Source organism: Marinomonas sp. PE14-40, from assembly GCF_051623805.1.
Taxonomy (GTDB): Bacteria; Pseudomonadota; Gammaproteobacteria; order Pseudomonadales; family Marinomonadaceae; genus Marinomonas.
On sequence record NZ_CP130700.1, the window covers coordinates 4,398,434 to 4,419,777 of the forward strand.

Annotated in this window: 18 protein-coding genes; 11 read left to right on the forward strand and 7 right to left on the reverse strand. The window is 41.0% G+C overall.

Going from position 1 to position 21,344, the window contains the following annotated elements:
* Positions 1-18 precede the first annotated feature (18 nt).
* The 3 genes from Q0A08_RS20320 to Q0A08_RS20330 form a co-directional block, all read right to left on the reverse strand.
* On the reverse strand, positions 19-1,338 hold the full coding sequence (locus Q0A08_RS20320; protein ID WP_438463299.1) for a GGDEF domain-containing protein: 1,320 nt from the start codon (positions 1,336-1,338) through the stop codon (positions 19-21).
* Between the two features lie 357 nt (positions 1,339-1,695).
* Positions 1,696-2,019: a Rieske (2Fe-2S) protein gene (locus Q0A08_RS20325; RefSeq protein WP_438463301.1), complete on the reverse strand. Its 324-nt coding sequence runs from the start codon at positions 2,017-2,019 to the stop codon at positions 1,696-1,698.
* A gap of 2 nt (positions 2,020-2,021) precedes the next feature.
* A complete protein-coding gene (locus Q0A08_RS20330; protein ID WP_438463302.1) occupies positions 2,022-2,300 on the reverse strand; it encodes a hypothetical protein in 279 nt (92 codons plus the stop codon).
* Between the two features lie 154 nt (positions 2,301-2,454).
* On the opposite strand from Q0A08_RS20330, the gene mrcB reads away from it, so the two are divergent.
* Entirely contained in the window at positions 2,455-4,833 is a 2,379-nt protein-coding gene (gene mrcB, locus Q0A08_RS20335) for a penicillin-binding protein 1B (RefSeq protein ID WP_438463304.1), read from the forward strand.
* 153 nt (positions 4,834-4,986) lie between these two features.
* Here mrcB and Q0A08_RS20340 read toward each other — a convergent pair whose 3' ends face one another.
* Positions 4,987-5,475, reverse strand: coding sequence for a YHS domain-containing (seleno)protein (locus Q0A08_RS20340; protein ID WP_438463305.1), 489 nt, complete (start codon positions 5,473-5,475; stop codon positions 4,987-4,989).
* 171 nt (positions 5,476-5,646) lie between these two features.
* Between Q0A08_RS20340 and Q0A08_RS20345 the strand changes: the two genes are divergently transcribed.
* Complete coding sequence (locus Q0A08_RS20345) at positions 5,647-6,450, forward strand: substrate-binding periplasmic protein (protein WP_438463306.1); 804 nt, start codon at positions 5,647-5,649, stop codon at positions 6,448-6,450.
* A 118-nt stretch (positions 6,451-6,568) separates the two neighbouring features.
* On the opposite strand, the gene glgA is transcribed toward Q0A08_RS20345, so the two are convergent.
* Positions 6,569-8,002, reverse strand: a complete 1,434-nt coding sequence (glgA, locus tag Q0A08_RS20350; protein WP_438463308.1) for a glycogen synthase GlgA — start codon at positions 8,000-8,002, stop codon at positions 6,569-6,571.
* Between the two features lie 255 nt (positions 8,003-8,257).
* Between glgA and glgC the strand changes: the two genes are divergently transcribed.
* The gene (gene glgC, locus Q0A08_RS20355; protein WP_438463309.1) at positions 8,258-9,517 is read left to right on the forward strand and encodes a glucose-1-phosphate adenylyltransferase; all 1,260 of its coding nucleotides are present in this window, start codon (positions 8,258-8,260) and stop codon (positions 9,515-9,517) included.
* Positions 9,518-9,648: 131 nt separating this feature from the next.
* On the opposite strand, the gene Q0A08_RS20360 is transcribed toward glgC, so the two are convergent.
* Complete coding sequence (locus tag Q0A08_RS20360) at positions 9,649-10,560, reverse strand: TraB/GumN family protein (protein ID WP_438463311.1); 912 nt, start codon at positions 10,558-10,560, stop codon at positions 9,649-9,651.
* 248 nt (positions 10,561-10,808) lie between these two features.
* Between Q0A08_RS20360 and Q0A08_RS20365 the strand changes: the two genes are divergently transcribed.
* The 8 genes from Q0A08_RS20365 (at position 10,809) to acpS (ending at position 18,623) form a co-directional block, all read left to right on the forward strand.
* Positions 10,809-11,459, forward strand: a complete 651-nt coding sequence (locus Q0A08_RS20365) for a riboflavin synthase subunit alpha (RefSeq protein WP_438463312.1) — start codon at positions 10,809-10,811, stop codon at positions 11,457-11,459.
* Positions 11,460-11,788: 329 nt separating this feature from the next.
* On the forward strand, positions 11,789-12,457 hold the full coding sequence (locus Q0A08_RS20370) for a hypothetical protein (protein ID WP_438463314.1): 669 nt from the start codon (positions 11,789-11,791) through the stop codon (positions 12,455-12,457).
* Between the two features lie 517 nt (positions 12,458-12,974).
* The gene (gene lepA, locus Q0A08_RS20375; protein ID WP_438463315.1) at positions 12,975-14,780 is read left to right on the forward strand and encodes a translation elongation factor 4; all 1,806 of its coding nucleotides are present in this window, start codon (positions 12,975-12,977) and stop codon (positions 14,778-14,780) included.
* A 91-nt stretch (positions 14,781-14,871) separates the two neighbouring features.
* Complete coding sequence (lepB, locus tag Q0A08_RS20380; RefSeq protein ID WP_438463316.1) at positions 14,872-15,696, forward strand: signal peptidase I; 825 nt, start codon at positions 14,872-14,874, stop codon at positions 15,694-15,696.
* Positions 15,697-15,711: 15 nt separating this feature from the next.
* Positions 15,712-16,395: a ribonuclease III gene (rnc, locus tag Q0A08_RS20385; RefSeq protein ID WP_438463318.1), complete on the forward strand. Its 684-nt coding sequence runs from the start codon at positions 15,712-15,714 to the stop codon at positions 16,393-16,395.
* 88 nt (positions 16,396-16,483) lie between these two features.
* Positions 16,484-17,419, forward strand: a complete 936-nt coding sequence (era, locus tag Q0A08_RS20390) for a GTPase Era (protein WP_438467675.1) — start codon at positions 16,484-16,486, stop codon at positions 17,417-17,419.
* A gap of 12 nt (positions 17,420-17,431) precedes the next feature.
* Positions 17,432-18,196 (forward strand): DNA repair protein RecO, encoded by a 765-nt coding sequence (gene recO, locus Q0A08_RS20395; RefSeq protein ID WP_438463319.1) that lies wholly within the window; start codon positions 17,432-17,434, stop codon positions 18,194-18,196.
* Positions 18,197-18,239: 43 nt separating this feature from the next.
* Positions 18,240-18,623 carry a holo-ACP synthase gene (acpS, locus tag Q0A08_RS20400; protein ID WP_438463320.1) on the forward strand — a complete coding sequence of 128 codons (384 nt, stop codon included), beginning with the start codon at positions 18,240-18,242 and terminating at the stop codon, positions 18,621-18,623.
* Here acpS and Q0A08_RS20405 read toward each other — a convergent pair.
* Entirely contained in the window at positions 18,604-21,306 is a 2,703-nt protein-coding gene (locus Q0A08_RS20405; protein WP_438463321.1) for a response regulator, read from the reverse strand. The two genes, acpS and Q0A08_RS20405, sit on opposite strands and share 20 nt — an antisense overlap.
* Positions 21,307-21,344: the final 38 nt, after the last annotated feature.

Below are 21,344 nucleotides of genomic sequence, written 5' to 3' on the forward strand. Positions count from 1 at the left end.
TTACTGATAAATAGGTTTTTATCTATCCAATACAGGAGCCGAACCTAAATCCATTTCTTCTTCGTCATCTGAGTATTTACTGGATGATGTTTGCATGTAAGACACTTGATTACGGCCATTATGCTTAGCATAGTAGAGTGCATCATCAGCACTTTTCACCAGGCTATCTAGATTTGGATTAGGGATATCAGAGATGCAGGCAACCCCTAAACTTACGGTGATTTGTATTTTGTGAGATTGAGTATCAAATGCTGCTTCTTCTATGGCTAAGCGTAGTTTTTCTGCAATGACTTGGCTACCATTTTTCCCCGTATTGGGTAGCAATATAACAAACTCTTCACCACCATAACGGGCTACTATGTCATTGGAACGTATGGCTTTTTGGGTGATTTCAGCCAATAAAGAGAGCACGTTATCTCCCGCTTGATGGCCATAGGTGTCGTTCACAAATTTAAAATGGTCTACATCGAAGAGGATGACGCTCAATTCTGTTTGAAACTTCTCATACTGCTTAATGTCTTGGATTAATCTGGCTTCAAAACTGCGACGATTATAAATATTAGTTAACTTGTCTTTGGTGGCCATTTCAATCAGTTCTAACTCATATTCTTCTCTGATCTGTTGTACTTTCTTATAGCCGATACCAATGACAAAGGCTGTGATGATGGCAATACCTGACAGTAATAGCAGCATTTTATCGACCCACTCCATATGGGCATCCATGGCTTCTATGCGCGCACTTATATCGTAATAGAGCTCGAATGCGCCAATAAATTGGCCTTCAACCATGAGTGGGATATAGGTTTCGACCACATCTAGCTCTGTCACTTCTCCATCGAGTGAGCTTCCATTCTTTTTAACCAGCTTGGTAAAAATTTCACCTTTAGCAACTTGGTTATGAAAGTAACCCTTTTCATTAATTGTGCCTATGTCTTTATCTTGAGAAGAGTAGAGTACTTCTCCGTCATGGTTAAACACCTTACTTTTCCAGAGTAGGTAATCTTGTTCTGCTTCTTTTAAGTAGTTGACTGTGTCTGGTGAGACGGTGAGATGGCCGTTTTTAATATCTTGAATGACAACTCTCTGTATGCGCGTTGCAGCACGATTCGCTTCGTTTTCTGTGTTTTGTACTATGAGTTTGATAAAGGCGGGATGGATAAAGTGACTTTCGATCAGCGGAGTGCCAATTGCAATGATTACGACGCAAAGTTGAATCAAACGAACCAATGTAACTTGATTGATTATGTGTGACTTTTTATTGATTCCAAGATGCATAGGTAACACTCCTTGTGTCTGTTTGGCTGTCCCTTGTAAATGAGCGAATTCAACTTCAGGCATCATTTAGTCTATTAACATTAGTCGTCCATTACGGAAGGGGCAATATTCAGTGTTCGCATTTCCTTTTTTCAATAAGAAAATAAGAGTGCTTAGGTTGGTGTTAAGACCTCTGAAGAAGAAAAACGCATGATGGAGCAACACAAGGGGGAATATAGAAAGGCATGAAAAATCCTTCTATTAGAGGCAGTTAATAGAGAGGGTTATTCACATCTTCCTTGTTGCTCCATCATTTGCACTTGATAATTTGGTCAGAAATACAGAGGCTTAAAATATAAATCTGTTATCAAGTGCATCGACCGCAATCGAAAAGCTAGTATGAACTTGTTGATAATGATTATCAATAGCTTTTAGGTAAAATTAATATTTAATATGAATACGGTCGTCAATGATGTGTATTGTCAAAGGTGTTAATGAGGCTTGGCTGCAAGGGCCGGTAATGCAATAACCGTTATGAGGCAAAAATAATGCACCATGTGTGGCGCATTGAAGGTAATCTTTGTTGTAATCAAAGAAGTCGTTTTCTTGCCATTCCAGTTCGATATTTCTGTGAGGGCAAGCGTTAAGGTAGGCATAAACCTCACCTTCATACTTGATGATAAAACAGCTGAGATCATCAAACTTATATGATTTAGCTGTTTTTTCAGGGAGTTCGCTTACGAGGCAAAGAGGCGTCCAAGACATGGTTAGCTTGATAAATTGATAGCAAGTTCGTCTGTTAAGGCTCTTTCACCTTGCCATTTGCTGCAAAGGGCTTGTTTTATTTCTGGTAGCAATAGGGTGATATCTTTACTGACTTCAGCTAGCCATAGGTTAAGTGCTGCCCATTCTTCTTCATTTGCTGTCAGTGCGGCACTTTTGAGCAGTTGACCCATGTCGGCAGGTTCGCTTTTATCCAGATTAGGTACTCTTTGCTGAATACCTTCGATGATATCGAGTTCATCGATCAGGTCTATGATCATCATATTTCTATTCTCTTATTTTTACTTGGCGATAGGCCTATGGGGTGAGTCTAAAATGGGCTTGTTTGAGAGTCAATGACAAGAATCTAATGTCAAAATTAAGGAAAATAAGCTAGCTTGATTGCACCCTAAATAAGCTGTCTTTATACTCATGCCCATGAGTAAAACACGCCCTGTAAATCGCCCTACGAAAAAGCCTTCTGCTTCATCTAATAAGCCGAAAAAATCCTCGACCGCTAACTCGACCTCTAAGAAGACGAGCCGTAAAACCTCGCGTTCTAGGGGTAAAAAGCCTATCAAACAATCTTGGTTTAAAGCATTAATAAAACGACTCTTTATTATCTGTTTTGTGCTGGGCTTAATTGCGGCTATTCCTATTTCAGCTTGGGTTTGGTGGTTAGATAAAGAGCTAGTACAGCATTTTGAAGGGCAAAAATGGCAAGTACCTGCTGAGGTTTACAGCGCTCCCACCTTGTTACGTTCTGGGGATCAGTGGCGTAAACAGGACTTAGAGAAAAGTTTACAACAGGCTGGTTATCGCTTTGGTCGTAATAGCCAAGAAATAGGATGGGCAGCAAGAAGCTCTACGAAAGTAAGTGCTCACTTAAGATCTTTCTCCGATCATACAGGAACCTATCCTGCTCAGCGACGTATCTTTTCTTTTCCAGATGGGCATCTACAGATCAAAACGGTGGCGGGCAGAAAAGTCACTTCAGCCATTTTAGAACCGCAATTGATAGGGCATTTGTACGGTGGTAACAGTGAGAGTCGAATTCTGCTGACTTATGATGAGATCCCTAGGCATCTCATAGATACCTTGCTCGCGGTGGAAGACCGAGATTTTTATGAGCATATTGGGATTTCTTTTACCGGTATTGCAAGGGCGTTTTGGGTTAATCTGCAGGCGGGTTCACGCAGACAAGGGGGGAGTACCCTGACTCAGCAGCTTATTAAGAATATGTACTTAAGCTCTGAGCGAAGCTATAGCCGTAAAATTCGAGAAGTGATTATGGCGCTTTTGATGGAATATCGTTTCAGTAAGCAAGAGATTTTGACGGCTTATGTGAATGAGGTCTATCTAGCGCAACACGGTAATAAGGCGATTCATGGATTTGCTGCCGCTAGCCAACACTTTTTCGCAAGGCCGTTAAAAGAACTGAGCATAGACGAGATGGCGACCTTGGTCGGCACGGTAAAAGGACCTTCTTTATATAACCCTAAACGTCATCCTAAACGTGCAAAAGAGCGTCGTGATGTGGTGTTAAACCTTCTGTATCAGCAAGACTTTATCACTCAGGCTCAATATAAAGTGAGTTTGTCTAAAGCTTTAAAAACGCGAACACAAGCGGGAACCCGTAGTTTGTATGGTGACTTCTTAGACCTGGTGGCTTTTCAATTGTCCCGGGACTTTGATAAGACGACGCTTGCTACTCAAAGCTTAAAAATCTACACAGGGTTAGATACGCGAGTTCAACAAGCTGTGCTGGAAAGTATGACCTCTCAAGTCAAAAGCCTAAAGCGTGCTAAAAAAGGCTTGAAAGACTTACAAGGCGCGATAGTGGTAACCGATGCTCATAATGGCCAAGTTAAGGCGATTTTAGGGTCGAGTGATGGCCATTACACAGGTTTTAATCGGGCTTTGGCCGCGGTTCGTCCTATTGGGTCATTAGTGAAACCGCCTATTTATTTAGAAGCTTTAGCGAATCGATCTTTCACTTGGTTAACCTTGTTGGAAGATGATGAAACACGTTTTGAAGTGGGGGGTGAGATTTGGGAACCGGAGAATTTCGATCACAAATATCATGGTAATGTGCCCATGTATCAGGCTTTGGCCAAGTCGTATAACTTAGCTACCTTGGACCTCGCTTATCGTATTGGTTTTGAAGAAGTTGGTGATGCTTTGCGCCGCCTTGGTGTGGAACGAGAATTTACCATGTTCCCTGCGGTAGCGTTGGGCGCGATAGAGCTTTCTCCATTTGAAGTGGCAAGGTTATATCAGCCGATTGCCTCTGCGGGGGAGTCTAGCCAATTAGGTATCGTGGCTTCTGTGTTAACGAGCGAAGGCGAAGTACTTAAAGAGTTTAGCCAAGATACCCGCGTACCTTACTCCAAAGCGGCACTTGCTACTTTACGAGATGGCATGAAGTTAAGCGCCCAGATTGGCACCACAAGAGCGGCGCAAGCGGCCTTGCCTAACTTAGTCTTTGCCGCTAAAACAGGGACGACAAACCAACAAAGGGACAGTTGGTATCAGGGTATTACCGCAGACTACTCAACTACCATTTGGTTAGGTGCTGATGATAATCATCCATTATCGATTACCGGAAGCTCTGGTGCGCAAAAGGTCTGGATTGAAATGATGAAACGGTTAAACCCAACATCCCTAGAAGACGTTTTGCCTCAAGGTAGTGAGTATTTTCAGGTGAGTCGAAATGAGTTTAAGCTGGCGGCAGATCGTTGTGATGACAAGATGACGCTGTCTTTCTTAAAGGGGACTGAGCCTGATGATAAGAATTTTTGTATCTGGCCGTTTTAGCGCTTGGTCTTGTTTGAGCTTCGCTTTTTTGGATTAAGCGATCCTGATAAAGTTTTTATCAAACGTTTTGAAGCAAAGTTAAGCAAGATGAAAGGGGATAGTTTCATCTTGCTTCAAACCTCTGACGCTTCTTAAACTTTAGAGGTTGGACTTTTAGTCTACGTCAGCCCACTCTTTATCAGCAGAGTCGATTAGTGTTTGTTCACCATCTTTACCTGCTTTCTTATTCCATTTTGCTAGCGTATCACCCCAAAAACCATTGTAATAAAGATGGTTTTTGCCATTAATGATCTTGTAGCTAAGCGGGTCTACTTCTACCTTATCGCCATCTAGCATCGCCCAAGCACACCACCCACCATAAGCTGGCACATACTTCTCTGGGTCTTCGCTAAAAGCGAGTCTGTTTTCTTCATTTTCAAAATAATAAAGTACTTGGTTATGACGAATTTGTAATGCTGGGTAACCTTTCATTGGTTGTTCTGAGAAATAGCTCACCGGATCATAGCCTTCGAGGGCAAGTTGATCTTTATCAAGGTTAAGCTTTTTTGCGTTAACGCCAGCAGCGAAAACTAGGGTTAAAACGAAAAGCATCAGTTTAGGTAAGAGTGTCAGTTTTGAGTCAGTTGTGTGTCTATTTTTCATAATTCCTCCTGTAATTTATGCATTTGAGGCAGAAGTTGTTTAAAGGTTCCCGTCAAATTTACTTTTTATTTTCTATGTTGGACGCAGCCCTCTATACTTTTGTATGTTAGTTTATGACTGAGTCGTTAACTAACTGAAATCTAATTCATTAATTTTAAGATACTAGGCGTTATGTCCTTTTTTCGCGAAAAAAATAAATTTTTATCGATCTTTGTTATGGCGGGATTCCATTCGTTATCGGAGGCGGCACCGGGTGATAGGTGTGACTTTTTAACCGCAACTGGTAACTCAGAATACCCTCCGTTTCTATGGCGTAAAAACCTAGAAACGAATCATCTATTAGGGACTAATAGTTTGATTATTAACGAGATTAGTCAGCGTTTAGGGAAGAGGATAGAGCTGAAACATACAGGCCCTTGGTCGCGAGCCCAAAGGGAAGTAAAGAGTGGTCGGATTGATCTCATGGCAGGGGTGTTTTATACCCAGCCAAGAAGCCAGTATATGGACTACATAGAACCTGCATTTCTAGAAACTCAGAGTGTGGTTTGGACGAATGCGTCGACCCCATTTGATTACCAAAATAAACACAGTTTAGAAGGTAAATTAGGTGCGACAGTGATCAATAATAGTTTTGGTCAGTCGTTTGATTCTTATGCGGCCGAGCATCTCAATATCGCCACAGTCGCAGGTATTGAGCAGGCTTTTAAAATGCTTTTAGGAAATCGGGTCGACTATGTCTTATACGAAGAGTTGCCCGGCGAAGCCTACATCCAGCAAATTTGGAACTACTTTCCCTTCCAAATTCAAAAACCAGCGGTAAGTAGTGAGGGGTTATATTTAGCCTTTTCACAAAACTCACCCTGTAATAATCAGGCATTAAGAGAAAAGCTGGCTGGTATTATGAACAACCTCACTCAAGAAGGTTTCTTTGAACAAATTAAGCTTAAGGGCAGCGCCCAGTGGTTGTTAAAATAGATAAAAAAAGGAAGGCTGATGCCTTCCTTTTTTATAGCCATATTATGTAAGCGGGTATGAGACTTTCATATTACCTAGTGCTTTAGCTCTGTTTTATCGTTCTGTTTAATAGCCCAACTTAATCAAGTAAAGACTGATAAAGGTTAAGCCAAGTCGCTGTGGTTTTTTGCCAGCTAAAGTCGTATTTCATGCCATTGATTTGGCGTTGACGCCAAGCTTGGCTGTGGTTAAAACAGTCCATCGCTCTGTGTAGCGTGTCTGTTAAGCTTTGCGTATCTGCTCTTTCAAATACAAACCCATTGGCCGCATCACCAGATTCAAATACGGTATCTGCCAAACCACCTGTTTTTCTTACCAAAGGTAAGGTGCCGTACTTAAGTGCGTAAAGCTGAGTAAGCCCACAAGGTTCAAATCGAGATGGAATTAATAGGCTATCGACACCGGCCTGAAGTTTATGGGAATAGGCTTCGTCGTATCCGATACGCACACCAACTTGCTCTGGATAATCTTTTTCGAGCTGCAAGAATGCTTGTTCCAAATTAGGGTCACCAGAACCCAATAAAATTAATCGCGCACCACTTTTGAGCACAGAAGGCATGGCTTCGAGTACTAAATCTAGGCCTTTTTGTTCAGTTAAGCGGCTGACAACCCCAAAAATAGGCTTGCTGAGGTCAGGTGATAAGTCGTTTTCGATTAACAATGCCTTTTTGTTTTCATCCTTTAAATCGAGATTATTAATGTCATATTTCTGTGCAATATTGTTATCAATCTCTGGTGACCACTCATTGTAATCAACGCCGTTTAATATGCCGTGTAGCTTATCTTGATGGGCTCTTAGGGTGCCATCTAGACCATCTCCATACTCTGGTGTGAGAATTTCATTGGCATAGGTAGGGCTTACGGTAGTGATAGCGTCACTGTAGACCAGCGCGGCTTTTAGCGTTGAGAATTGGCCATAAAATTCGAGGCCATGTAGGTCGAGTAATTCGTTTGATAGACGTACATCTGGATATAAAGACATAGGGAAGCTGCCGTTATACCTTAGATTATGTACTGTGCTGACAATCGGAATATGCTCGGTTTTCCAGCTTTTAAGGTAAGCGGCAGCCAGGCCTGTTTGCCAATCGTTAAGATGAAGTATGTCTGCCTGCCAACCAAGAAGGTTGCCTTGGCTGGCGAGTAAAGCCGTTACCCAAGAGAAAACAGCGAAGCGAATATGATTGTCGGCATAGTCTTTGCTGTATTGATCTAGGTAAGGGCTACCACTACGTTCAAATAGGCTTTGGCATTGTACTAGCCAGATGGGCGTATCGCTTGCTGGAATAAGGGTTTCTAACAATATGATGTCGCCAATACCAAAGGGGTCACCTAGGTTGGTTTTGGCTTGTACTGGCGCTAGTTTCTCTAATATGCCTTGGTAAGCTGGCATGATAAGGCGGACATCTTGTCCTGCTTGTCTAAGTGATACTGGTAATGCGCCAGCAACATCTGCAAGGCCGCCCGTTTTGATTAGTGGGTGAATTTCAGAAGCTGCAAAGAGTACTTTCATCATAGAGAGTCTTATTTAGTAAGTGAAATTGAGAGCGTTTATATAAAATACGATATTAAGATGATTAAGTTAATACGCAATTAAAACATTAGGTTAATATAAAATTATTGTATCGAGATAAGGTGGGGAGCGAATAGGTTTGTTGAGTGAGCAGTAAGCGGGCTAACTTATCAAATCAAGATAGGGATGATTGCATTACTTGATCGCATAGATCGTAAGAAAATGAATAGATAAAGTTAAATAATAAAAAGGTGGAATATGGATTTAAATACCGCACGCATGAAAACCTTGGCGCTTGTTCTTGCAGGAGGACGAGGCTCTAGATTAAAAGATTTAACTGATTTCCGCTCTAAACCTGCTGTACCTATTGCGGGTAAATATAAGATTATTGATTTTCCTCTCTCTAACTGTATCAATTCCGGCATTCGTAAGATGGCCGTTTTAACTCAATACCGTTCGCACACGCTTAATCAACATGTGCAAAGGGGTTGGAACTTTTTACGCTCAGATTTTAATGAATTTATTGAGCTTTGGCCGGCGCAACAACAAACAGGTGAAGACTGGTACCGCGGTACCGCGGATGCGGTTTATCAAAACCTTAAAATGATTAAAGGGCTAGACAGTGAATATGTGCTGATCTTGGCTGGCGATCATGTTTATAAACAAGATTACAGCAAGATGCTAAAAGAGCATATTGACTCTAAAGCAGACGTCTCTGTTGCCTGTATTGAAGTGCCTGTTAGCGAAGCCGATCAATTTGGTGTTATGCACATAGATGACGAAGACAATATTATTGCCTTCGAAGAGAAGCCCGCTAACCCACCGACTATGCCAGGTAAACCTGATGTGTCTTTGGCGAGTATGGGGATTTATATTTTTAATACCAAATTTATGATTGAGAAGTTGGAGTTGGATGCCAGCGATAGCAACTCAAGCCATGATTTTGGTAAAGATCTGATCCCGCTCTTTATTGATTCTTGTAAGATAAAAGCGCATCACTTTAGCCATAGTAGTATCCCGAATCCAAGTTACCCTGATAGTGCATATTGGCGTGATGTGGGGACTTTAACCGCTTATTGGGAATCCAATATGGATTTAACCAAGTTGGTTCCTGAATTGGATTTGTATGATGACTCTTGGCCAATTCGTACTGCCCATTACCAAAGGCCAGCCGCGAAGTTTAACTATAACTATGAAGAGCGTATCGGTACTGCGTTAAACTCTGTGGTATCTGCAGGCTGCATTGTCTCTGGTGCGACGGTTGATAAGTGTATTTTATTTAACAATGTTAGGGTGAATTCTTATTCGACTGTGAGCCGCTCTGTTGTCTTGCCTAATTGTGATATTGGCCGTCATTGTCGCCTTAACAAAGTGGTTTTAGATTCTGAGTGCAAACTACCTGAAGGCACTATTATTGGTGAGAATGCTGAGGATGATAGCCGTCGTTTCTATCGTAATGAAGATGGTATTACCTTAGTGACTCAGGACATGATAGAGAAACTCAAGATTAATGCTTAAGCTTTTTACTTTTTAATTCTTTAAGTACGATATAAAAAAACGACAAATAATTTGTCGTTTTTTTATGGCTGATTATTATGCGTTTAACGCTCTGTTCGTAGTGATCAAGGCATAGATTTCTGAGTTCAATGTTAAGGTGCGACTTTTATTGTTTGGTAGCCCATTTTTTCAAGGTGGGTTTGAACACTTTGAGGACCGCTTAAATGTAATGCGCCAACCATGACAAAATAGCTGCCACCTTGTTCAAGGTAGCCGTGAATCCTCTCTGCCATGATTTGATTTCTCTTGTATAAAAGATGTGACATAAGTGGTGCAATATTTGGTTGCTCAATCAAGTCTAGTTGGCTGTATTCGTATAGGCCTTTAGCATCGGCGCTCTGCCAATAATTTGCCATCTGCATAAGTTGTTCTTGGCCTTTATCAAGCTGGGAAAGGGCTAATGAAATCGCTGCGGTTTGCGCAGAAAGCTCAGCACCATTAATCGCGTTAATTTGTTCCTGTAGGGTTTCTAGCTCTAGTACGTTTTTACCCTGTTGATTAGCGCGTTTTATGAAGAACTGATCGACACCTAGATCCGCTTGAAAATCTGTTTGGGAAAACTGGAAACTACTAAGGGCTTCAATAATAAGCCAAGGTCTAAGCCTTAATAGGGTGTCTATATCCATGCCTTTTTGTACAGCAAAAGGCTTTAGCTGTTCTATCTCTTTTTGACTAAAAGCAGATGCTATAGATTCATCATGATTGAGCCAGGTATATTGAGATATTTGTTCTTGGGCTTTTGCTGGGTTCAATTCTAGGATATTGAATTCGACGGCTAGCTGATCAACCGAGTCAAAGGCATTTAGGTAAGCGGGTGCAAGTGGGTAAAAATCTGAATTTAGGGCATGGATAGAACCTGCTAGATAAAGCTGGGTTTTATCGGTTTTGATTTGCCACATAAATGGTGCTTTAAAGGTTTGATTTGCTGATGAATAGCTATAAGATGCTTGGAAAAAGAGTAAAAAAATAAGCGCCGTTTTAAACCGAATAAAGTGCTGAATCATAATTTTATCTAACAAAAGTTTAGTGTTGGTTGATTTCGTTATCCCCGCAAGCTGTGGATAACCCTATTAGTGTCTTTGTGATAACTTACGCTAGCCCAATAAATACGGGCGCTCTAGTGGGTATGTTCAAATCTTCTTCAGTGTTGAGCACTGACATAGAATTTTTTTAAAATTGTATGTTTTTTAATCATTTAAAAACGCTTAAATATTCTTTATCCGTCTTCAAATTGTATTAGGTAGGTGAGTTAATGTTTACAGGTATCGTTCAGGGTATGGCTCAGGTTGAAAGCTGTCAAGAGATGGGCACGAATAAGCGTTTGGTGATCCAATTTCCAGAAAATTCAATGGATAAGCAGCAGCTTGGTGCCAGTGTTGCGATTAATGGTGTGTGTCTCACTGTGTCTGAAGTGGACAATGATAAAGTCAGTTTTGATGTGATAGATACCACGCTTGCGTTAACCAATTTAGGGGCGATTAAAGCATCCGATAAGGTGAACTTTGAGCGTGCTGCCAAAATGGGTGACGAAGTGGGTGGCCATGTTATGTCTGGCCATATTATGTGTGCCATTGAAGTCATGCAGGTGCGTACTCAAGATGACAGCTACCGTATTCGTTTTGTGGTGAAGAAACTGGCAGGTTTGAGTGATGATAGTGCGACTGTCGATGCGATGAGATATCTGTTTGATAAGGGCTACGTGGGCTTAAATGGCTCAAGTTTGACCATTTGTGACATAGGTGAAGATTGGATTGAAATCTCTCTTATTCCTGAAACCTTAAGGCTAACAACCTTTGGTTTGCTAGACGTTGGCGATAGAGTAAACCTTGAAATAGACAGCCATACTCAAGCAACTGTTGATACAGTTGAGCGTATTTTGCAACAAAAAGGCATTAGTTTATAAGCGACAACCTAAATCGCTTTGTTGATGCTTCTCCCTTGTCTGCTCGGATAAGGGAGATATCCTCTAGTTATTTCTTTCAAACCCTTCTTAACAGAAAATAGACTTAATAGGCGCTTAATAGAATTGGGAGGGTGTGCTTTAGATGTGTTTTTTGTTTGTGCAAGTAAAGCTGCTTACTGTTGTGAATTTACGGGTGGTTAATAGTAAAATTGTTAAATATCAGGTCACTAAAGGGGACGGTTAAGCTTTTAGTTAATGGTCTGAGTCTTTTTGATTAGCTTATATTTTAAGCTTAATGTTCACTTTCTTATCATGTTTTAGAGGTCAAAATGGACGAAACATCGTCATTAGTAAAAGATAGTCTGAAGTTTTTTATACATCATTTAAGCCCTATTTCTCGTATTATCTTACCCTGTATTATTCCTCTTAATCTGCTTTATGCCTTGGCGGGTGTTTATAGTGACGACCCAAATCAACTTTTTTGGTTTTCGACTATTATTGGGATGGTGGTTTACCCGCTTTATCAAGGGGCATTAATTGCTTATATGGCATCTGTGATTTCGGGTGAATCTTTAACACGAGGACAATGTTATGGCGTTGGTGTCATGTATTGGCGACCACTTTTTTTGCTGTCAGTGATAATTAGTTTAGCGCTCATGGGAGGGCTCTTTCTGTTTATTTTTCCAGGGCTCTATATTATGGCGCGTTTGGCATTTTCTGAGTTTTATTGTGTGCTCAATAAGCAATCACCTTTTTCTTCATTAGAAGCAAGCTGGCACGCCACTAAGGATAAGGTGTGGGGGATTCTACTCGGTGGCGCTATTTTATTTCTGATTACTTGGTTACCAACTTGGCTAATCGAAAACTTCTTTTCTTTAATTGGTTTAGAGCATGTCTTAATAACTTTCGTATTAAGCATTGTTGAATCTGTGTTGTGGGTAACCTTAAGTGTGTTCGCTTACCGAGTATTTTGTTCGGTTAATACTGTGAATAAATAGCTATCTGGATAATAAATGCGCAAAATAAAGTGGATAAACAGGGTACCTATCCACAGTTTTATGTCATATGTCGTTAAAGTATTATTGAAAATTTTGCTTTATCGCGCTTTGTTAAGCGAATTTGGGCGCCATAACGGCGTTTTATAATGAATAGGGGGTTTTAGCTTAGATAAGACCTCTTTTGGTATGTTTTAAGGCGACTAAAGCGTCTTTCTTGCTCTTCTTTTATATCATCCTCACTTCTCTTTTATTCCTATCTTAAGTATCTAGTGTGCCTTTCCTTTAGCTAGTCTCTTGTTACGCTGTGGTTTTTTGCCTTCAGGGATGTAAAAGCTAGGAAATTAAAGGCCTTAGAAGCGGTAAATAAAATGGAGTCCTTGGGCTAAATTGGGTAGAATGCATCAAAATTCTATCCGGAGAAGGTGTCGATAAGTTTTTTAAACTTGTCACTGATTTGCATTAAATGACTTATCAACACCTGCTCTTTGTGTATCGCTTTATTAAGTGTGAGAAATAAGTGTCTTCTAAACAGTTAAAACATATACGTAACTTTTCTATTATCGCCCATATCGACCATGGTAAATCCACTCTTGCTGACCGTTTTATTCAAAACTGTGGTGGTTTGAGTGAACGTGAAATGGAAGCTCAAGTACTTGACTCCATGGATATTGAACGTGAGCGTGGTATCACAATCAAGTCACAAAGTGTGACCCTGGATTACAAAGCGCAAGATGGTGAAACCTATCAGCTAAATTTTATCGATACCCCTGGACACGTAGATTTCTCTTATGAGGTGTCTCGTTCTTTGGCTGCCTGTGAAGGTGCTCTGCTGGTGGTTGATGCTGCTCAAGGTGTAGAGGCTCAATCTGTTGCTAACTGTTATACCGCGTTAGAGCAAGGCCTAGAGGTTATGCCTGTACTGAATAAAATCGATTTGCCACAGGCTGAACCTGAGCGTGTGTGCGATGAGATTGAAGATATCATAGGTATTGATGCCCATGGTTCTGTTACCTGTTCTGCAAAAACAGGCATGGGCGTTACCGATGTGCTCGAGCGTCTTATTGGCGAAGTACCTGCACCAGAAGGTGATGTTGATGGCCCTCTACAGGCGCTAATTATTGATTCTTGGTTTGATAACTACCTAGGTGTTGTCTCTTTGGTACGTGTTAAAGAAGGTACTATCAAGAAGAAAGATAAGATCGTTATCAAGTCTACGGGCATATCTTACCCAGTAGATATGGTCGGTATCTTCACGCCAAAGCGCACAGAAACTGGCATTTTACGTGCGGGTGAAGTGGGCTATGTCGTCTCTGGTATCAAAGACATTCACGGTGCCCCTGTGGGTGATACCATCACTCATTTGGCGACGAAAGATGTGCCTCAACTTGAGGGTTTCAAAAAAGTGAAACCTCAGGTTTATGCGGGCCTTTTCCCGGTTAGTTCTGATGATTATGAAGACTTCCGTGAAGCGTTGAACAAGCTAACCTTGAATGATGCTTCTTTGTTCTTCGAGCCAGAAACATCTGATGCTCTAGGGTTTGGTTTCCGTTGTGGTTTCTTAGGTATGCTGCACATGGAAATCATTCAAGAGCGTCTTGAACGTGAATATGACATGGATTTGATTACTACTGCGCCAACGGTAGTGTTTGAGGTCGAGCTTAATAATGGCGATGTGATCACGATAGATAGCCCATCTAAAATGCCTGATCCAGGTAATATCCGTGAAATGCGTGAACCTATGGTTGAAGCGAATATCCTAGTACCACAGGAATATCTAGGTAATGTGATTACCTTGTGTGTTGAGAAACGTGGTATTCAGAAAGATATGCTTTATGTGGGTAATCAGGTTTCTTTGAACTACGAGCTGCCTATGAATGAGGTCGTTTTGGACTTCTTTGATAGACTTAAATCATGTAGCCGTGGTTTTGCTTCTCTAGATTTCAGTTTTAGTCACTATAGTGCGGCACCTTTGGTTCGTCTTGATGTCCTTATTAATGGCGACCGCGTTGATGCCCTTGCTCTTATCATGCATAAGGATAATGTCTTGTATAAAGGCCGTATGTTATGTGAAAAAATGAAAGAGTTGATTCCTCGTCAAATGTTTGACGTGGCAATTCAGGCAGCGCTTGGTGCTAAAGTGATTTCTCGTACGACAGTAAAAGCATTGCGTAAAAACGTAACGGCGAAATGTTACGGTGGTGATGTGAGTCGTAAGAAGAAGCTGTTGCAGAAACAGAAAGAAGGTAAGAAGCGTATGAAGCAGGTCGGTAACGTTGAAGTGCCTCAATCTGCATTCTTAGCTGTATTAAAAGTGGATAGCTAAAAGATAGTTATAAACAGCGAGCTAATTGCTAACTAAAAGATGAAATAGACCCTGTTCAGTCAATGAATGGGGTTTATATTAAGGACAATTTATGGCGTTTGATTTTGAAATTATCCTAGCGGCGGCCTTTGTTTTGACTGCTGCAGTTTGGATATACGATAGAGTTGCCTTTTATCCAAAGCGTGTTGCTGCGTTAAATGATTTATCGCCAGAAGCATGTTCTGCAATTCCAAAAGAAGTGAAGGACAGTATGGCAGGTACCCCTAAATGGGTGACTGAAATAAAGTCTTATTTTGTGATTGTTGCCGTGATCTTTGGCCTACGTTCTTTTGTTGTTGAACCTTTTCAGATTCCATCTGGTTCTATGTTGCCGACTCTTGAAGTGGGTGATTTTATTTTGGTAAATAAATTTGATTACGGTGTACGTCTACCGGTTACTAATACTCAGTTAATTCCAACAACTGAGCCAAAACGTGGTGATGTGATTGTTTTTAAATACCCTAAAGAGCCGAGTGTTAACTATATTAAGCGTTTAATTGGCTTACCAGGTGATACGGTTAGCTATCATAATAAGCGTTTAACGATTAATGGTAAGCTAATAGGTGAAGAGTTTCAGGCGGATTTACCACCTTCTGAAAAGAATCAAGGTATTCCTGTTACCCAATTTAAAGAAGATCTATTGGGTGTAGAGCACGAAATTTATAAAACGATGCGTGCGATTAACCTAGAAGGTGATTGGGTTGTACCTGAAGGGCATTACTTTGCGATGGGTGATAACCGCGATAATAGTTCTGATAGCCGTGTCTGGGGCTTTGTGCCAGAGAAGTACATGAAAGGCCGTGCCTTCTATATATGGATGCACTGGAATAAATTTCTAAGTGTGCCGAATTTTAAAAATAATAGTTCGATTGAATAGTAGTTTGGAGATATTTTGAGTTCCTCTTATCAAAAATTGTGTCGGCAGTTGGGTTACTTTTTTGCTGACCTTGGGTTACTAGAGCTGGCGCTTACTCACCGTAGTTTTGGTGGTAGAAATAATGAAAGGCTAGAGTTTCTAGGTGACTCCATTTTGAACTATGTCATCGCAGAAGACTTATTTCATCGCTTCCCGAAAGCGAAAGAGGGTGAGCTGAGCCGTTTACGTGCCTCTCTTGTAAAAGGTGAAACACTGGCTGAAATTGCCCGTGAATTTAAATTGGGTGATTACCTTAAATTGGGTGCTGGTGAATTAAAGAGTGGCGGCTTTCGTCGTGACTCTATTTTAGAAGATGCGGTTGAAGGCATTATCGGTGCTATATTTTTAGATGCAGGTATGGACTCTTGTAGTGAACGTATTTTGAGCTGGTATGAATCTCGTTTAAATGCGACGTCTTTAAAAGTGGTCACTAAGGATGCGAAAACGCGTCTGCAAGAATATTTGCAAGCACGCAAGCATGCTTTACCTCAATATGAAGTGATTGAAGTTTTGGGCGAACCTCATGATCAAACCTTCTATGTACATTGTGTTATTGAGTTATTTGCTGATCCGATTGAAGGTAAAGGAAACAGTCGTCGAATTGCAGAACAAAAAGCGGCGACGCAAGCCTTAGCTATGTTGGAGCAAGAAAATGCATAAAGATGACCTACCTGATGATCAGGATAATATAGAGAATACTGCCTCAGAAGACGCTGGCATAGATCTGGATAATTTTGACTTTAGTCAAATGGCATCAGGGGTGTCTACCGAGGACTATGAAGAGCCTGAGCTAGATATTACCCATTGTGGTTATGTGGCAATTGTTGGGCGTCCGAATGTGGGTAAGTCGACATTATTGAACCATGTTCTAGGCCAAAAATTGAGTATTACCTCACGTAAGCCTCAAACAACACGTCAGCAAATTTTAGGTGTAAAAAGCCAAGGTCATGTACAGACTATTTATGTCGATACGCCTGGTATGCACTTAGGTGAAGCTAAGGCAATTAACCGTTTCATGAATAAGACAGCTTCCTCTGCTTTGGCTGATGTGGATGCTATTTTATTTGTTATTGATGCAGAGCGTTGGACTCAAGAAGACCAATCTGTATTGGAGAAGGTTAAGCTTGCACGTTGCCCGGTTGTATTAGTGGTTAACAAGGTTGATAAGCTAGAAGAAAAAGATAATCTTCTACCAACTTTGGCTAAGCTATCAGAGTTAATGAACTTCGCGCAAATAGTGCCTATTTCTGCTCTTAGGGGTAAAAACCTAGATAGGTTAGAGCGTTTGGTGGAAGGTATGATACCTGAAGGTGGACAGTTCTATCCTGAAGATCAGATTACAGATCGTAGCTCTCGATTCTTAGCGTCTGAGATTGTACGCGAGAAAATTACCCGTCAATTAGGTCAAGAAGTCCCTTATGAAGTGGCTGTTCAGATTGAAGAGTTTAGCTATGAAGGGGAAACCTTACATATCAGTGCTTTGATCTTGGTTGAACGTAATGGTCAAAAGCGCATTATCATAGGTGATAAGGGCGAAAAAATTAAGCTGATTGGCAAGGAGGCTCGTATTGATATGGAGAGCATGTTCCAAGCTAAGGTGATGCTTAATTTGTGGATTAAAATCAGGGCTGGTTGGTCTGATGATGAGCGCGCCCTAGCTAGTCTTGGTTATCAGGACCAATAACTAGGTCTTGTTATGCAAGATAACAAAGAGGCGTTAATTTCCGCTTATGTTATTCATACCAGACCTTTTCAAGATAATAAAATCTTGTTGGATTTGTTAACACTTGAATCAGGTTTGGTAAGGGCAGTGTTTCGACTGCCAAAAAAAGAGGCTCGGGTCATTCCTGGGCCTTTTTTGCGTTATCAAGCTCTGTTAAAAGGTCGAACCGATTTAAAGACGGTATATGTGCTTGAATCATCTGAGCCAGCATCAAGCCTGGAGGGTCTTCGCCTTTTTGCGGGTATGTATGTGCATGAGATTTTACTCAAGCTGTTACCTACTAACTTACCCTTATCTATCTTTTTTGAGCTTTATCAGTGGCTCATCCTTAGCCTTCATTCTAATGCGCCTGTTGCACCTTTGTTACGCCGTTTTGAACATGCCTTGTTTGAAGAGATAGGCAGTAGTATCAATTTGGCTATGACAGCGACAGGGAATGTATTAGACCCAGAGGCTATGTATCGCTTTGATGTGAGGTTTGGCCTGCGGCCTTACTATGGGGATAAGCCAAAGCAGTTGCCTGACTTATTTATTAGTGGGCAGATGGCATTGGATTACTCTGATGGTTTGTGGGGAAAAGCGGATGTTGTGAGGCTGGCGAAAACACTTCATAGAGTTTGGTTAGATCACTTATTAGAAGGCAAAGAAGTTGTCGCTAGGCGTTTGTTGCCTGATTATCAGTTTCATGGTGAACGTCATTATAGTGTGCCTGTTTTTCGCTCTGATAGCGCTGAGTAGCTTTTGTGTTTAGTGGTAAAAAAAGTATTGGAATGAATAGTTTATGATTCTTGGAATTGGAACCGATATCGTTGAAGTAGGTAGAATCCGTGATTCTGTTGCACGTATAGGTGAACGTTTTTTAAAGCGCTTATTAACGCAAAATGAAATGGAAAAGTACCAAAGTATTAACAATGAAGAGATGGCTGAAGCTTATGTAGCTAAGCGCTTTGCTGCTAAGGAAGCGGTTGCTAAAGCGTTAGGGACAGGTATTGGGCGAGGGCTGAGTTTTCAGCACATTGAGGTCAGTAATGATGAAATGGGGAAGCCAATCGTTAATGTAGAGCCCCATGGTAATAAAATGATGGATCAGCCTATCAGGTGGCACCTGAGTATTAGTGATGAAAAAGACTATGCTCAAGCTTTTGTTATTCTTGAGGCCATTTAATCAGGTTTCTTACTTCTAATACTTGATCGATCGCTTGTATAAAGTCGAGTAGAACCTCTTCTACCTCTTCTAAACCGAGCTCTTTCAAGTGGCTTTCTAAAAAGCCTGCATGCTTGGTTAAGCTAGGTGTGCCGCAATATTTAGATGCGCCATGCAATCTATGTACGACTTGGATTAACTTACTTAACTCTTCTTGTTTAAAGTGATGGTTAATTAGCTTCTTCTCTGATTCAAGTGAATCTGCCAGCATGTTGAACATGTCTCTAGCGATAGGCACTTGGTCGTTAACAATAGAAAGGGACTTATCGATATCGAAGATGCCTTCAAGGTTTTTATCTGATTCCATTTCGGAAGGTTGGCTAAAGCACCAGTCCTGAATGACTTCTAGCAGTTTACTCTCATTCACAGGTTTAGTGAGATAGGCATTCATACCCGAGTTTAAGATCTCTTGTTTTTCAGAATTTAAGGCGTGTGCTGTGAGGGCAATAATCGGTGTTAGTGTTGTGTTTCTATGTTCTCGCAGGCGTTTAGTGGTTTCCATACCATCCATCTCTGGCATTTGTATATCCATCAGGATTAGATCGAAATTTTCTCTAGCACATAGGTCTAATGCCGCTTGGCCTGAGTGGGCCAGACTTACTTCGATATTATTTGGTGTGAGCCAGTGACTGACAAGTTGTAAGTTGATTTGATTGTCGTCCACTGCCAAGATTTTAAGGCCATTAAATGGAATCGTATTTGGCGTACTGCTAATTGCTTCTTCAAGTGGTTGCTGATCGAGTCCAGCAAGGCTCTTATAGAGCTGTCTATGGCTTATCGGTTTGAGCAATACATCGCAGGCGAGTCTTTGTAGTTCAGGGTGTTGGTTGATTTTACCCGGTAACTGGGTCATTAAAATACAAGGTATCTTACAGCTTTCACTGGCATAAACGGCCAGTTCATAGCTTTGGGCGATATCTTTATCTTCACCGCTCACACTTAATAGAACCGCGTCGATTTCTTCTTCATCTTGACGTGAGTTTAAGCGGCGAATCAGGTGTTCGAGAGTCGTGCAGAAGATAGGATTAATCTGAATGCTTGTCAGATAGTTCTCTAAATAATGGCGGTAACCTTTGGATGGCTCAAAAACTAGAATGTTCTTATGAATGGATTCTTGTGGTTCATCTTCACGGTTGGAGTTTTGCAGATTAATGCGGAAGCGAAAATTTGAGCCTACGCCAGATTCACTGTTTACTTCTATTTCACCGCCCATCTGTTCAACTAGTTTTTTGGTGATTACCAAGCCTAACCCTGTGCCACCAAATTGCCTTGTTGTGGAGGTGTTTACTTGAGAAAAGGCTTTAAAAAGGCTGTTTAACTTGTTTTCAGGTATGCCAATGCCACTGTCGATGATTTGTACTAATAGGGTGGGTTGGCCGTTTCTTTGTTGCTCAAGAGTCACCTTAGTACGAACAAAACCATTATGGGTGAACTTGATTGCATTACCGATTAGGTTAGTTAGAATCTGGCGAATTCGAATGGCATCACCGATTAGCCATTCAGGGACTTCCTTGGCGACTTCTGGTACTAAATCTACCGACTTTTTATGGGTTAAAAGGTTAGCGCTGAGTATTTGGTAAACATCATCAATGAGTTCACGAATATTGACCTCCGAGTGCTCCAGACTTAACTTACCCGCTTCAATTTTTGAGAAATCGAGAATGTCGCCTATGATAGCGAGTAGGCTGTTGGTCGATTGCTCTATGGTATTAATATAGAGGCGTTGCTGATGGTCTAATTTATCTTTCTGTAATAGCTGGGTGTAACCCAAAATGGCATTAAGGGGAGTTCTCACCTCGTGGCTCATGTTTGCCAAAAATTGCGTTTTTAAGCGATTAGATTCGCTGGTTTCTCGGTTAGCGATATGTAGTTGAGCGCTTTTTTCCTCCATACTATCCATGTTTCGACGCATATCTTCTGTTGCTTGCTCTATGCTTTTGAGCATTTCTTCTTGGCTGTTCTCTAGGCGCTCATTAATTTCTGCAAGGCCTTTGGTTGTCGCTAAATAATCTCTAGGGAGTTTTAATTGTTTGATGGCGTTGAACTGGCCTTGGCTGATTTTCTCGATAACACGATTGAGATTGTTAACAGGGTTGGCAATCTTATTCGCTATTTTAATGGCGATTAAAGCAAAGAGGGTAGTAAAAGCGATGAGTGTTATCGCCATAAAGCTGAACAAACGGTATTTCTTTAGCGTGAAATCTGCGGTATTAGACTCAAGAACTAACCAACCAGTGAGCGCTTTGTCATTACTTTCAATGGGCCCTAAGCCTTCACTTTCTTGTGAGGTTTTAAGGCTTAATAAAGGGGTGATTGAGAGAGCTGAGTATTGGGAGAATTTCTGTTCGGCCTGATTGCTAAAAAGCGCTTCAGGGTCGGCGAAATTGCTTTTGTTGCCTATTTCGTTAATTAGCTTTTTTTGAGCGTTATAGACTCTAGCTGAGATGATGTTTGGACTTAATATGCTGGCTTTTAACTGCTTTTGTAAGAAGTTATTGTCTATATTTGGCGCTGCGTTTTCGTAGGCAATGGCAAATTGCTGAGCAATAAACTCGATTTGACTTTGGTTTTGCTGCTGGTAATCGACTTTTCTTTCATAAATGAAAATCAGTGAAATGACCAAACTTAGGAAGGAAACTGGCAAAAAAATCGCAAAAAAAGTTTTAACTCTTAAAGAAAAAT